Source organism: Mucilaginibacter sp. McL0603 (assembly GCF_049992945.1).
In the GTDB taxonomy this organism is placed as follows: domain Bacteria; phylum Bacteroidota; class Bacteroidia; order Sphingobacteriales; family Sphingobacteriaceae; genus Mucilaginibacter.
Genome location: NZ_CP188251.1, coordinates 2,621,378 through 2,634,232, shown reverse-complemented (window position 1 = coordinate 2,634,232; position 12,855 = coordinate 2,621,378). Strand labels below are relative to the sequence as shown.

At 41.6% G+C, this 12,855-nt stretch carries 15 protein-coding genes; 5 read left to right on the top strand and 10 right to left on the bottom strand.

What is annotated here, in order from left to right; translation table 11 throughout:
• Positions 1–10 precede the first annotated feature (10 nt).
• The 5 genes from ACPPVU_RS12445 to ACPPVU_RS12425 form a co-directional block, all read right to left on the bottom strand.
• Positions 11–1,579: an AAA family ATPase gene (locus ACPPVU_RS12445; protein ID WP_426672034.1), complete on the bottom strand. Its 1,569-nt coding sequence runs from the start codon at positions 1,577–1,579 to the stop codon at positions 11–13.
• A 125-nt stretch (positions 1,580–1,704) separates the two neighbouring features.
• On the bottom strand, positions 1,705–2,124 hold the full coding sequence (locus ACPPVU_RS12440; protein ID WP_426672033.1) for a very short patch repair endonuclease: 420 nt from the start codon (positions 2,122–2,124) through the stop codon (positions 1,705–1,707).
• A 27-nt stretch (positions 2,125–2,151) separates the two neighbouring features.
• Positions 2,152–2,445 carry a hypothetical protein gene (locus tag ACPPVU_RS12435; protein WP_426672032.1) on the bottom strand — a complete coding sequence of 98 codons (294 nt, stop codon included), beginning with the start codon at positions 2,443–2,445 and terminating at the stop codon, positions 2,152–2,154.
• A gap of 10 nt (positions 2,446–2,455) precedes the next feature.
• Positions 2,456–2,698 carry a hypothetical protein gene (locus tag ACPPVU_RS12430; protein ID WP_426672031.1) on the bottom strand — a complete coding sequence of 81 codons (243 nt, stop codon included), beginning with the start codon at positions 2,696–2,698 and terminating at the stop codon, positions 2,456–2,458.
• A 20-nt stretch (positions 2,699–2,718) separates the two neighbouring features.
• The gene (locus tag ACPPVU_RS12425) at positions 2,719–2,991 is read right to left on the bottom strand and encodes a hypothetical protein (RefSeq protein ID WP_426672030.1); all 273 of its coding nucleotides are present in this window, start codon (positions 2,989–2,991) and stop codon (positions 2,719–2,721) included.
• 415 nt (positions 2,992–3,406) lie between these two features.
• Between ACPPVU_RS12425 and ACPPVU_RS12420 the strand changes: the two genes are divergently transcribed.
• Both ACPPVU_RS12420 and ACPPVU_RS12415 read left to right on the top strand, forming a co-directional pair.
• Entirely contained in the window at positions 3,407–3,649 is a 243-nt protein-coding gene (locus ACPPVU_RS12420) for a hypothetical protein (protein ID WP_426672029.1), read from the top strand.
• A 2-nt stretch (positions 3,650–3,651) separates the two neighbouring features.
• Positions 3,652–4,473: an SOS response-associated peptidase gene (locus ACPPVU_RS12415; RefSeq protein ID WP_426672028.1), complete on the top strand. Its 822-nt coding sequence runs from the start codon at positions 3,652–3,654 to the stop codon at positions 4,471–4,473.
• A 15-nt stretch (positions 4,474–4,488) separates the two neighbouring features.
• Here ACPPVU_RS12415 and ACPPVU_RS12410 read toward each other — a convergent pair whose 3' ends face one another.
• Positions 4,489–4,725, bottom strand: a complete 237-nt coding sequence (locus tag ACPPVU_RS12410; protein WP_426672027.1) for a hypothetical protein — start codon at positions 4,723–4,725, stop codon at positions 4,489–4,491.
• A gap of 121 nt (positions 4,726–4,846) precedes the next feature.
• Between ACPPVU_RS12410 and dinB the strand changes: the two genes are divergently transcribed.
• A complete protein-coding gene (gene dinB / locus ACPPVU_RS12405) occupies positions 4,847–6,004 on the top strand; it encodes a DNA polymerase IV (protein ID WP_426672026.1) in 1,158 nt (385 codons plus the stop codon).
• Positions 6,005–6,008: 4 nt separating this feature from the next.
• Positions 6,009–8,951 carry a DNA polymerase III subunit alpha gene (gene dnaE, locus ACPPVU_RS12400; protein ID WP_426672025.1) on the top strand — a complete coding sequence of 981 codons (2,943 nt, stop codon included), beginning with the start codon at positions 6,009–6,011 and terminating at the stop codon, positions 8,949–8,951.
• Positions 8,952–9,254: 303 nt separating this feature from the next.
• Here the strand turns inward: dnaE and ACPPVU_RS12395 are convergent, their stop codons facing one another.
• The 4 genes from ACPPVU_RS12395 to ACPPVU_RS12380 all read right to left on the bottom strand — a co-directional run bounded on the left by ACPPVU_RS12395 (position 9,255) and on the right by ACPPVU_RS12380 (position 11,813).
• Positions 9,255–9,803, bottom strand: coding sequence for a hypothetical protein (locus tag ACPPVU_RS12395; RefSeq protein WP_426672024.1), 549 nt, complete (start codon positions 9,801–9,803; stop codon positions 9,255–9,257).
• Positions 9,804–9,862: 59 nt separating this feature from the next.
• Positions 9,863–10,870, bottom strand: coding sequence for a DUF932 domain-containing protein (locus tag ACPPVU_RS12390; protein WP_426672023.1), 1,008 nt, complete (start codon positions 10,868–10,870; stop codon positions 9,863–9,865).
• Between the two features lie 4 nt (positions 10,871–10,874).
• Positions 10,875–11,042 (bottom strand): hypothetical protein, encoded by a 168-nt coding sequence (locus tag ACPPVU_RS12385; protein ID WP_426672022.1) that lies wholly within the window; start codon positions 11,040–11,042, stop codon positions 10,875–10,877.
• A 213-nt stretch (positions 11,043–11,255) separates the two neighbouring features.
• Entirely contained in the window at positions 11,256–11,813 is a 558-nt protein-coding gene (locus ACPPVU_RS12380; RefSeq protein WP_426672021.1) for a hypothetical protein, read from the bottom strand.
• Between the two features lie 539 nt (positions 11,814–12,352).
• Here ACPPVU_RS12380 and ACPPVU_RS12375 point away from each other — a divergent pair.
• Complete coding sequence (locus ACPPVU_RS12375; RefSeq protein WP_426672020.1) at positions 12,353–12,826, top strand: hypothetical protein; 474 nt, start codon at positions 12,353–12,355, stop codon at positions 12,824–12,826.
• The last annotated feature ends 29 nt before the right edge of the window (positions 12,827–12,855 follow it).

Sequence of the window (12,855 nt, the reverse complement as noted above, 5' to 3'; positions counted from 1 at the left end):
AAATCTTTTATCAGGTTCCGGGAATTGTATCTTCCGTCACTGAAGTTTCAGCTGCCGGTTCTGCTGCCGCCTGTGCTTCTCCAGAATCAGGAACTGCTGCCTCCTGAATCTGAACCAATGCAGCATTAAATGCGTCATAACTGTTTTTGATCATTGCAGCAGCTTCCTCGCTGAGAACAGAGAAAAAATTCCAGCTTTCCGCGCCATTGGCTTTCTCCCTGAAATTATCACTGATTGCGGATATGGTAAGGTTATCCTGGTTAAAGAATCCCTTTTTATGTCGCAGCACATCGTCCTTCAGGTAAAGCAATAGTTTATTTTTAAATACTTCCCTGGCCGTATCCGGGTCAGAAAGTTCTTCCAACGAGAGGAAAAACGGTGCGATTAGCCTGTCTTCCGCGACACCTGCTGTATTGGTAAGATAATTATTAATGGCTTTTCTGAGGTAATTCCACTGGTAAACGGTACCCCCAAAATCAAGGGCAATTCCTGCAAGTTTATCTTCGTTGGCATTGAGTGGCAGATATTTAACCTGCCATCTTCTTTTGAATGCTGCATCAAGCGGGAATACGCCCTGATCAGCACTGTTCATGGTTGCCCACAGGAACAGGTTAGCCGGGATGAATATGCCGTTTTCCTCTATATCGCTGCGGATATCATCATATGCGGCATCAGCAAGTGCTTCACAGACCCAGGCCATTGCCTCATCAGAAAGCCGGACCCTGTATTCGCTCACACCTTTTTTCCGGTCCAGAAGCTGGAACACCTCACCGAAAACAGCTGCTGCAGCTGAACGGTTCAGTTCCTCAATGATCAGTACAAAGTTTTCGCCTGTCTGGCTTTTCCACGCTTTTACCAGCATGGCAAGAAACGGCCCCGGCACAAACCGGTAATCAATCACGGGTTCGTTGACGAGGCCTGCGTCCGCCACGGTGCCGGAACGTGTTGTCCGGAATGTAATTCCGGGCGCTGCGCTCCTGTAATAAGTGGATGGTTTATAGCTGCCGACAAATTTCGCGTAGCTATAATCGGGATAGAAAGTTACCCGCAGTATATTTTTTCCGAAAGCAGCCGATTCTGTTTCCAGGTATTTACTTTTGCCGGTACCAGGGGCACCGTATATCAGCCAGTTATATGGGAAATCACTCTTAACCCCGACAGTAGCTGCAGATGCATCGTCCTCATCAACTATGATTTCTTCAGTGACATGGTTACTGGTCATCAGGTCATTGTAAAATGCAAAATCTGGATCAGACTGTTTTACAAATGTGACATCATAGGCATCTGTTACTCCCACATGTTTTTTAAAAATACCTATATCATTTATGGCAACATTTTCAGCAGTCATTACCTGCGAAAAATTTTTCAGGCGAACCTCAGTATTGGCCAATACTGAACCAGAGTATCCGTAATAAACCGGAGTTATTGCCGAACCGTGATAAATATCAAACTTAACTCCCGGCGGGCGAAGCGGGGCAGGAAAAAAGCCTGTTTCTAAAGCAACTTTGCCTATCAGCGTATTGCTACCTCCGCCACCTGCGCGGAGATCCTGCCTTGTAAATTTTTTTAAATAGATCATTGTGACCGGTTACTAGTTTATATAAAAAAGTAAAAATAAATGTTACCGGGCATGAAAGTAAACAATTAGTTCAGTGAATAAAGAAAAAATGAGATGTAAGTGCGTCCGGGCAGTTAACGATGCAGTTACCGCATCTTGATGTTTTCTACAAGGGAGTTCAGTGTGGCGAGGAGTTGCTTTGTTTTGAGTTTGCATTCCCATATAGTGATTACTTTCCATCCAAGTGCCTGTAAGCCATAAAAGGACTTTAAATCGTTTACCGAATTCCGCCTGATTTTGTCGGTCCACCATACTGTACGGGTTTTTGGCACAACATAGTATTTGCAGCCTTCATGGCCATGCCAGAAGCAACCGTGTATTAAAATTACTGTCTTATACTTGGGAAGTACAATATCCGGTTTGCCGGGAAGGGATTTATCATGGAGTTTGTACCGGAAGCCTTGCGAAAAAAGAAATTTTCTTACAAGCATTTCCGGTTTTGTATCCTTGCTGCGGATGCGGGACATATTGAAACTTCTGGTTTCCTTTGAATGAACATCAGCCATCTGAAAATTATAACAACGAAAATGCCATTATTTAGGCAATACCTGGGATGGCAGCGGAATAAATTTATCGAGTCCGGTTTCCTTCAAAAATATCTCCATTGAAATGTCGTAAATATCCGCGCCGGCCAATTCGCATACTTCGAAGCACTGAGCGTTCAGCCGGTTCCTTAAAAATGCTTCATCATGTGTATATGTCTGTTCGCCCGTTTCGATGTTTATATAATTTTCAAAATCATCATCCGGGTGATAATTCAATCCTTCTGCAACCAACTGAACAACAAATTCAGTTACATCTTCAAGCGATCTTACTTCCGTTAACATAAATACAATTTTAATTTACTACTCTGTTTTCTTCAGCCTGGCGAAGCATGATTTCAAGGCCTTCTTCTCTTGACATGATATTTCTTAATTCTTTAATCGATTGCTCATCACTGTAAATTCCATTAGGATCATTCCACATCAGCCACTCAATAATATCTTCTCTCGTTAAGGCATTAAGGAGTATCAGTAATTCGGCTTCATTGATTTCTACAACCGACTGATAAGTATAATTTGACTTTTTCCAAAAACTCATAACATAATATTTAGCGGATATCATCCCGGTTTATTCCATGATTGAACATATGTCTCTAGGTCATCTCCAATGACTACCAGTTGATCTTTCCGGATTTCAATTCGTTCTGCGTCATCCGGGTTCTTTAAATTGCGCTGAAGTTCCTTCAGGCCGACTACCAGAATTTTGTCATCATCACCAAAATCAGCGGGGTCTTCCGAAACAATAAAAACTTCTTCTTCTTCCATGTCCGGTATTGCAGATATTATTTTACATATCTGGCCGGGTTTGCTGGGGATTAAAGTAATATCCATTTTCAAATCTATTAAATAATGACAGTTAAATTCCACAATTTTTTAAAGTACTAAACCTCATTTTAAAGCCATATTTTTTTCCCTCGGAATTAAAAAACCGCCGTTTTTATACTTAAATATACTAAAATTTCCCGGAATAAAGAAATATTTCTTAATTAAAATTAACCTGATTTTATGAGGAATTAAAAGATTAAAAATGAATAACAATGTCAATCCCGGACACCTCAGTTTTTTTCAGCCAGAGAAAGAAGTTACAATTAAGCAATCATTCACATCGTCTATCTTACCCATCAATGTTCAATTAAGAAAATAAAAGCACGAAAACCACTATCTTTTTTGGGGCACAATTAATCGATGTATGTATGCTGGAAACCACTATGTTGAATTTAAAAATATTTTTTAATTTTAGCTGACGATGGAAGCTGGTGACCAATTCGAGATTAAACTAAATGACCTGACTATGCACATAGGTTATCATATCATTAACAATGATGAAGTATTTCATATTGTTTTTTCAGATGGCCGCCCCGAGCTGGTTTTGCACGAGGCCATATCCGGAGGCAGACCCTTTTGGACATCTTTACCACAGGCGCAGCACCGGCTGAAGGAAGTGGAATTTTTTGGTGCAAGAATTGCTGAGTATTTAAAAAACAATTAGCTATGTGTTACTACAACGGGCAAAAGGTATCAAGAGCGGAGTTTATCAAACTACTGCAATTGGAAAAAGCGGTGAAGAATTATGATTTTTTAAACCGGGCGGTACATAACGGTTTTGCTTATAGCCCGATTGCGGTTCTTAAAAGGAATGCTGAAGAAACCAACTTTGATATCGTTCAAATGGAATGGGGATTTTTACCGTCCTATTTGAAAAACCGGGAAAAGGTAGCTCAGTTCAGGAATGGTTATAAAGATGAAAGCGGTAAATGGCATATCGGCTATACTACACTCAATGCCAAAGCCGAAAACCTTTTCCTGAATGAAAAAGGAAATGCTTCTATATATGCCGATGCTGCGAGAAAACGCAGATGCCTGGTACTTTCTACAGGCTTTTATGAATGGCGGCACGTATTTCCTCTCAATAAGAAAACCGGTCAGCCGCTAAAAACAGCAATCAAATATCCTTATTATATCTCCTTGAAGGAAGAGGAATATTTTTATATGGCCGGAATCTGGCAGGAATGGACTGATAAGGATACGGGTGAAACTGTAGAAACAGTGGCCGTTACAACTGCGGAAGCCAATTCACTAATGCAGCAAGTGCATAATTCCAAAAAAAGAATGCCTACTATTTTAAGCGATGACCTGGCTTACGAGTGGATGTTCGGCGATTTAAGTGATGATAGAATTACTGAAATCGCCCTGACCCAATACCCGGCCAAAAAGATGGATGCCTGTACCATTGCCAAAGAATTCCTGGCTACTTTAGAGCCTTCAACGCCTTTTAGCTACGAAGATCTGCCTGCTTTGGAATTTGCAATTTAGGCATGAGCAACATTTTTACAAATAGTATGACTCGATTTGATCGATAATTTGGTTGATCATTTCTTTTTTCACTTCACCTGGATTTTGACAGGTGCGAAAAGTATCACCGTCAGGTTCCAGGCTTAGGATCAATTGACCAAGCCGATACACTTCAAACTTACATTTACCATCTTCGTGATGCACTAAATCCTTTACCATGAAGGTTTGTAAGTCCTCGCCGTGCCCCAGACTTATTTCAAAAACATCTTCCATTTGTGTATCTAATTTACTGATAAACACGCAAACAAAAACAGCTGTGAAAATTATTTTGTATTCATTTGGTAATTGCTAATATTTTTAGCATAATTTTGTAGCCCACAATTTAACGTACAGCATGGAAACTAACCGCCACATCATCCACATGGATCAGGATGCCTTTTTTGTATCGGTTGAGGTACGGAAAGACCCACGATTAATCGGAAAGCCTGTCATCATCGGCAGTCCTTCAGATCGTGGAGTAGTTGCGTCCTGTAGCTATGAGGCCAGGAAATTTGGGGTTCACTCCGCAATGTCCTCGCGGATGGCGCGAATGCTCTGCCCTCATGCGGTATGGATACGGGGCAATATGGACGAATATTCCAAGGCATCACATGAAATCACTGCAATTTTAAAAGAGCGGGTACCGCTTATTGAAAAAGCCAGCATTGACGAACACTATATTGATATGACCGGGATGGACCGTTTTCATGGCACCTTAAAATATGCCCATGAATTGCGGCAAAAAGTAATTACTGAAACCGGACTGCCTATCTCTTTTGGATTGTCCGTCAATAAAACGGTTTCCAAAATGGCTACGAATGAATGCAAACCAAACGGGGAGTTAAATATTGAGCAGCCAGGCGTACAACCCTTTTTGAACCCACTGTCTATTCGTAAGATACCTGGTCTTGGTGAAAAAACATTTATCAAACTGAGCGATATGGGCATCAAACGCATCCATGCCCTGACAATGGTTCACCCGGATTATATGAAAAGTATCCTCGGCAAGAATGGTTTATGGTTGCTACAAAAAGCAAAAGGTATCGATAACTCACCTGTTATTCCGTATCAGGAACAAAAAAGCATTGGCACACAATGTACTTTTAAAGCAGATAGTATTGATGTCGAAACCATCAATCACCTGCTGACCTCGATGGTAATGGACCTTGCTTTTGAACTCCGGCAAAAACAAAAGCTTTGTGCTTGTTTGACCGTGACTATCCGGTATTCCACATTTGAAGATGTGACCAAACAGGCTACAATCCCCTATACGTCATTGGACAGTGTGCTGATCAAAAAAACAAAAGAACTATTCCGGGAAGTTTACCAGAAAAGGATTTTATTGCGTTTGGTAGGTGTCAGGTTATCCAACCTTGTCAATGGCTTTGAGCAAATCGACCTTTATACCGAATCAGAGGAACAATACAGTTTATGCCAGGCGCTTGACAAAATCCGCAGACGGTTTGGCCCGCAATCTATTAAGCTGGCATCAGGCATTGATTTAAACCTTTAAAAATATGTACCTGAATGTCCATTCCCAATATAGCCTCCGCTATGGCACGATGCCGATACCAAAACTGGTAGAGGAAGCCCTGTCACGAGGTATCACCCAAATGGTACTGACAGATATCAATAACTCTACAGGAATTATGGAATTCATGCGGGAATGTGACGATAAAGGAATTAAACCAATTGCCGGGCTTGAATTTCGTAAGGATAAAAAGTTACTGTATATCGGCATTGCCAAAAACAAGGAAGGTATGCGGGAATTGAATGAATTCCTTTCGGAGCATAATCTGGAACAAAAGCAACTGCCAGGAACGGCCCCTGTATTCAGATATGCCTTTACCATATATCCATATAGCTATGCCGGGGATTTAAAGGAGAATGAATACCTGGGCATACGCTTTGATGAACTACACCTGCTTTATAAAAAAGACTTATTGAGCATTAAAGAAAAGTTGGTGGCTCTGCAACCGGTGTTTGTCGCGGATAAACTAGAGTACAGATTGCATGAATATTTGAGAGGTATTGACCTCAATGCGCTGCTTACTATGGTGACGCCGGAGGATAAGTGCAAACCAACTGATATGTTCCTTGCACCTGGTAAACTCGAAGCCAACTATGCCAAATTTGCTTTTATTTTGGACAACACCCGCAACCTGATGAACCGCTGCGTCATGGATTATCCAAAGGGAAGGATCAACCTGAACCGTAAAACCTTCTCGGGCAATAAAAAGAATGACCGGGAACTGCTGGAAAAACTGGCGCTCAGCGGTATGGAATACCGGTATGGAAAGAACAATAAAGAGGCATTAAAGAAAGTTAAGCACGAACTAAAAGTCATCTATGAACTGGACTTTTGCGCTTATTTCCTGATCACCTGGGATATTATCCGTTATTCAACTTTACAGGGTTATTACCATGTGGGCCGCGGTTCCGGCGCTAACAGCATTGTTGCCTATTGTCTGCGGATCACCGATGTTGATCCTATTGAGTTGAACTTATACTTTGAGCGCTTTTTAAATGCGCAAAGAACTTCACCCCCTGATTTTGATATTGATTACTCCTGGGATGAACGGGAAGATGTACAGGATTATATTTTTAAGCGCTATGGCAGCCAACATACGGCTTTGCTCGGCACTATGTCCACATTTAAGGATAGGAGTATCATCCGGGAAATTGGCAAAGTAATGGGCCTGCCCAAATCTGAAATTGACGGATTTACTGACCAGCGGCGGGCTGCTTTCAACCGGGACAATGCTGTTTTTAAAAAGATCACGGCTATTCATCAAATGATGGCGAATATGCCCAACCAGCGCTCCATCCACGCGGGTGGCGTACTCATTTCTGAAGAACCCATTACTTACTATACTGCGCTGGATCTGCCGCCAAAAGGTATGGCAACGGTGCAATGGGATATGTATGAAGCCGAAAAGATCGGTTATGATAAATATGATATTTTAAGCCAGCGGGGAATTGGGCATATTAAACAGGCCGTAAAGCTGATCGAAGAAAACCAGCAGCAGAAGATCGATATTCACCAGGTCAAAGCTTTCATGAAAGACCCTGTTGTAAATGCGCAACTCAAGTCCGGAAATACCATTGGCTGTTTCTATATCGAGTCCCCGGCCATGCGGCAACTCATCAGAAAATTGGATTGCGATAATTACCTGACCTTGGTTGCCGCAAGCTCTATCATCCGTCCTGGTGTCGCCAGTTCAGGTATGATGGGAACCTATATCAAGTATCACCATGCGCCCGAACAGGTAAAATATTTGCATCCCGTAATGGAAGAACAATTGAAGGAAACCTACGGGGTAATGGTCTACCAGGAAGATGTAATCAAGGTTTGTATTCATTTTGCCGGGATGGATGGCACAGATGCCGATATTTTGCGCAGGGGAATGAGCGGTAAATACCGCTCAAAAATAGAATTTGACCGGCTGGTGGAGAGGTTTCATGTAGAAGCTGTAAAGCTAGGGCGGCCTGAAGAAATAGTTAAAGAAGCCTGGCGGCAGGTTTCGTCTTTTGCAGGTTATAGTTTTTCCAAGGCGCACTCTGCCAGTTTTGCCGTTGAAAGCTACCAAAGCCTGTTTTTAAAAACGTATTACCCGAGGGAATTCATGGTGGCAGTGCTGAATAATTATGGGGGATTTTACAGCAGGTTCCTGTATGTCCTGGAACTGCGAAAATCGGGTGCTATGGTTCACCTCCCTTGTGTAAATCATAGTGACAGTACGGTAAACATTACCTGCGTTGATGCCTATCTCGGTTTTGTTGGTGTACATGCGTTGGAGCAGGCTTTTATCGACCGTATTCCTGACGAACGCAGGCAAAACGGGCCCTTTCAAAACATGGAGGATTTGATCAAACGTACAGGACTTGGATTGGAACAAACGATCATCCTGATCCGTGTCGGTGCTTTACGGTTTACCGGGCAAAGCAAAAAGGAGTTGCTTTGGAAAGTGCACCGGCTGTTTGATACCGATGCGAAGCCGACGAATGAGTTAGTGCTTTTTAATGTGGAAGCCAAAAACTATCAGTTGCCTGAACTGGTGAATACCCAATTGGAAAATGCCTATCATGAGTTGGAGATCCTGGGATTTCCTGTGAGCATGTCGCTGTTTGACCTGCTGGAAACGGAATACAGGGGTGAAATAAATGCCGGTGATTTGGTTAACCATATCGGGCAAACTGTCCGGATGGTAGGCCTATTTGTTTGTGAAAAGACTGTGCCGACCAAAAACAATAAAATCATGTGGTTCGGCACTTTCCTGGACGCAGATGGCAATTTCTTCGATACTACTCATTTTCCGAACACTACAACAGGCTATCCCTTCAGGGGGGCCGGTTGCTACCTGATCATGGGGAAAGTTGTTGAAGACTTTGGCTTTCCGAGTTTAGAGGTAATGAAAATTGCAAAGCTATCAATATTGGGTAATCCAGTCATGGAATAAATAACGAGAAACGAAATATCCTCTTTAAATACTATTACGGTTTTTTGAAAAATTGTTGCACCGGCTATTAGAGTAACCGGACGTAGTTGAATGATTTCATTGTGATAAGTATTTAGCTCACCTAATGCACTTAAAACAAGGTGGTTATTATACAATATTGAAATAATATTTTACTCTGGCTATCATTTGTGGTAGTCTAAATTTCTGATAGGCAATTTCTACGTTAGTAAGAAAAATTAAACGGAGTTTACTTGCGGCAGCAACGCCCGTCTGTTGCGGAGCAACAGCGGGCGATTTTGGATTTCATCTTATTTCGACGATTAACCCATCTTGGCAATCTGCGGCTTCTGCTTCGGCATCGTAGCGGTTTTCAAATAGACGGTTATTACCATCTTCGTCCGTAACAATGGTCGCATATTCAGGCCCACCATGCAATTCCAATACAAGGTAGTTATAACTTGTATCGTCAGTAGCCTGAACTGGCAAGTAAAACAGGCTTATCGCATAGGTGAATTTTGGTGATTGTGCTTTATTAGTACCGTATTGCTCCAAACAATGATTGGTAAACAAAGCTAAATAACCACCAAAAAGTTGTTCGGAAAATAGATTACTACTTTTAACCAAACTCTTGCCCTGTCTTTTGATAATACTATTAGCCTGTTCCGAAAGGGTTAGCCATTGGTGATAACTAAGAAAAGGATTGCTCCAATTGGCTTTTAATGCTTCTTGCTCATTGGTAACCTTATCGGCTATGGTTTGGGTATATTCTAAAAATGCAGGTATTTCATTTTTAAACAGGTCAAAAATAATTTTCGCTTTATCTACATTAGTAAGCTGATCTATGGTTTTCATAATGTTTACTCTTAAATAAATGATAAAATAACAAGGGGGATATTCTCCCCCTGTCCGGATTAATTAAGCATTAAGGCACTACCGCCATGTTTGGCAAACTCTGTACAAAGATTAAAGGCCGTCTGTGAGCGGTCTTGTCCCGTTCCGTACATGATGGATTTAAATTTACATTCATCATCACGATAGCTACGGACATTTTGGTAGTACCCTGTCACTGCATTATATGTCCCAAATAAAGTACCTTTCACGGTGCTTTCCTGCTGACTGTCTGCGGTCATGGCATAGTCGAACACACTCGATACCATGTTGTTGTAATGGCTCGATAATTCTTCATCCTTGCCCGCTTTTAGCTTCTCGTAAGTTTCCTTGTTCGGTATCATTGCTAATTGTATCAGCCGTTTTACCTGCGGGTCTGTTATTCTGACCCTTGCCCATCGGTTAAAGATGGCTTCTAATTCTATTGATAATTGGTCGGATATACCTAACATTTTATGCGCTGTTTTCAGTTTTTCTGCGGCACTGGCGGTATGTCGTATTTTAATGCAGTTACTGCAATTGTTCAGTGCGGCATTTAAAGTGTTTGAACACCAAATTCTCACTGGTGTAAAGGCAATGGTTATGCTACCTAAACCGTCATGGGTTGATGTTAAAAAAAGATACTGGTCAATCAGGTCGTTACGTCCCACCTTAATATAATCGGGCAGTTTGGCCGTTATAAAGATGGTTTCACCGTAGCCCAATGCACCGGCGGTTTCATAGCGAATGCCACCTTTACCGCCTACAATGCTGTCAAAAAAACTAAAAGCTTCTGTGTTTTGAATCACTTCGTAATCCCTGCCTATCTTATCGCCTAATATGGCTTCGGTATCAGTTCGGAACGTGTAAAAACTGTTATCGGATATGATGTTGTTGCCACTTGGCAAGGTGTGCAGATTGGGGCGTTTCATCACCTCGAAATCTAAACCCGCCTGTATCATGGCTTCGGCGCTTGTAGCGTTTTTGGCAATTGTCGTTCCTAAAATGTGCCATACTTTAGGCTTTACTATGTTATTACTGTAATTTGTCATGACTTTACTTTTTAGTGTTTAATGGAATGATTTTAGTTTCCAAAACTTCGACGTTTGGCGTACTGCTTACGCTCAACTTGGTTTTGGTTTGGAGTTCTGCGATAGCATCGTGGATGCTTTTATGTTTTGTTCTGATGCCAACCTTTATCAATAAAAAAATGCTTTCTTTCATGCCTGATATTTATAAGCGTTTAAAAATTCGTTAAACTCAAATTGAAATAAAGTGGGATTGTCTTTTGCCAACTCCTGCGCATAACCAACCCAATAAATCTGATTGGTTAATTCGATGAAAATTTCTAACATTGCTTTAGAATTTGGAATGGTTCAACCATTTTGAAATATGCCCTATGTACTCCTAATACATAGGGCATTTCCATATACATACTCAAAAAGGGATAATGATACTGGCTTCAACTTCGGCCAATTTGTCGATACAAAGCTGTTTTACCTCGTGGGCGACATAGGCAATAATATATGGGTTCTTGGTAACGAATTCGTTGCCGTCATCATCGGAAATCACCAGTTCGCAACGCTGAAAACGGCTGTCGCTTGCCATGTCGTCTTTATCATCGTTTTGGGCGATTGTAAAGCTGTCAAGGTTGCCGATGGTGTTTTGCAATTTGTTTTTTTGAGCGATTTTCTTGCTCAATGCTTCCACCACTTTCACGGTATCGGCCAACTTGCGTTCCTGTTGCTCCCTCAACTGTTCTTTAATTTCCTTTTTGGTCGGCTCTGCCTGTGGTTTGGCTTCCTCTGCCTGTGGTGCAGGTGTTTCGGCTTTGGGTTCTTCCTTTTTCGGCTCGTCCTTTTTATCGTTAAAAGCTGTGCTTACAGGCAGGGTATTGATTTTTTGCCCGTTACCTGCATTATCTGTCTTGTTGGTTGCGGCATTATTGTCAGCTTTGTTAATTATACCGTTTGTTTTAACTTCTGTGGTTTTCATGATTTTTAATATTAAATGGTTACTAAATTTTACTCCTTGCTGTGATGGTCTCCGGTATGCTGTTTTCGCTGTGCCGGGGGCGCCCTGCTTTTTTGTGTGTCCATATCCGTTATGCTTTTCAAGGTCACCGTCGGCTGAAGCCTCCGGTGGCTTTTTGTAAGCACCCTGACCTGAACACGGCGGGCTGAAGGGCAAGACTTTGCGGAAAAAAATACGACCCCGGAGCGCAGCGGAGAGGGTGGAGATTTTTTTCCAGCAAACCCGCAGGGCCCGGTCTTGACATGCAGGCCCGGCGTTCAGAAATTTGCTTGCGAAAAAGCCAGTGGAGAAAATGGAAGGAGTTAAAGAAAGGTGAGAAATAGCCGCAAAAAAATCCTGGTGATTTGGGCGATGCGCTAGCGAAGCCCAAATCACCAGGTGTTTTAAAACGCAGTGAAGCGGCTGAGGAACGAAGCGGCTGGAACTGCTGGCTTGATAAGGCTTTAATTAATTGTATAAAATAAACCCTTAGCTTTATCAAAAACCTTATTAATTATATTATGGATTGTTTATTATTTGGAGGCGCACAAAACGTTGGTAAAAGTGAAGGCATTTATAGGCTAACAAGATATCTCTTGGGCAAAGGCTTTGTCGATATTTTAGGGAAAGTGCCCCCGATCTTTAAAGATTTTTCTGCTGTACTTGAGGGATTTGATAAAAATGGTAAAGCAGTAAGAGTGATCATTAATACTGCGACAGATACTCCTGATATCATCATTAACTTTAAAAAGTTTTACGATAATAATGGCAGCTATGATATTTTAATCAGTTCAATCCGAGACTATAATTTCTGGCCACGAGCCGAATTCTTTTCAATTGTGGGCATTACTCATAAATCGCATCAAATAATTGAAATACCATTAGCTAAAATTACGAGGCGGGGCGCAAATTTCACAACTGCACTTAGCTGGTATTATAACCACATTGACGAATTAAGTCAACACCTCGTTGGTTACCATCCTTTTAATATTTAATTATGAAAATAATGACAAATACAATTTCT

Excerpts from the sequence above, each read along its gene's own strand:
- ACPPVU_RS12435 (WP_426672032.1), bottom strand. The coding sequence starts at position 2,445 with ATGTTAACGGAAGTAAGATCGCTTGAAGATGTAACTGAATTTGTTGTT.
- ACPPVU_RS12425 (WP_426672030.1), bottom strand. The coding sequence starts at position 2,991 with ATGGATATTACTTTAATCCCCAGCAAACCCGGCCAGATATGTAAAATA.
- ACPPVU_RS12415 (WP_426672028.1), top strand. The coding sequence starts at position 3,652 with ATGTGTTACTACAACGGGCAAAAGGTATCAAGAGCGGAGTTTATCAAA.
- ACPPVU_RS12375 (WP_426672020.1), top strand. The coding sequence starts at position 12,353 with ATGGATTGTTTATTATTTGGAGGCGCACAAAACGTTGGTAAAAGTGAA.
- dnaE (WP_426672025.1), top strand. The coding sequence starts at position 6,009 with ATGTACCTGAATGTCCATTCCCAATATAGCCTCCGCTATGGCACGATG.
- ACPPVU_RS12445 (WP_426672034.1), bottom strand. The coding sequence starts at position 1,579 with ATGATCTATTTAAAAAAATTTACAAGGCAGGATCTCCGCGCAGGTGGC.
- ACPPVU_RS12430 (WP_426672031.1), bottom strand. The coding sequence starts at position 2,698 with ATGAGTTTTTGGAAAAAGTCAAATTATACTTATCAGTCGGTTGTAGAA.
- ACPPVU_RS12390 (WP_426672023.1), bottom strand. The coding sequence starts at position 10,870 with ATGACAAATTACAGTAATAACATAGTAAAGCCTAAAGTATGGCACATT.
- ACPPVU_RS12440 (WP_426672033.1), bottom strand. The coding sequence starts at position 2,124 with ATGGCTGATGTTCATTCAAAGGAAACCAGAAGTTTCAATATGTCCCGC.
- ACPPVU_RS12385 (WP_426672022.1), bottom strand. The coding sequence starts at position 11,042 with ATGAAAGAAAGCATTTTTTTATTGATAAAGGTTGGCATCAGAACAAAA.
- ACPPVU_RS12395 (WP_426672024.1), bottom strand. The coding sequence starts at position 9,803 with ATGAAAACCATAGATCAGCTTACTAATGTAGATAAAGCGAAAATTATT.
- ACPPVU_RS12380 (WP_426672021.1), bottom strand. The coding sequence starts at position 11,813 with ATGAAAACCACAGAAGTTAAAACAAACGGTATAATTAACAAAGCTGAC.
- ACPPVU_RS12410 (WP_426672027.1), bottom strand. The coding sequence starts at position 4,725 with ATGGAAGATGTTTTTGAAATAAGTCTGGGGCACGGCGAGGACTTACAA.
- dinB (WP_426672026.1), top strand. The coding sequence starts at position 4,847 with ATGGAAACTAACCGCCACATCATCCACATGGATCAGGATGCCTTTTTT.
- ACPPVU_RS12420 (WP_426672029.1), top strand. The coding sequence starts at position 3,407 with ATGGAAGCTGGTGACCAATTCGAGATTAAACTAAATGACCTGACTATG.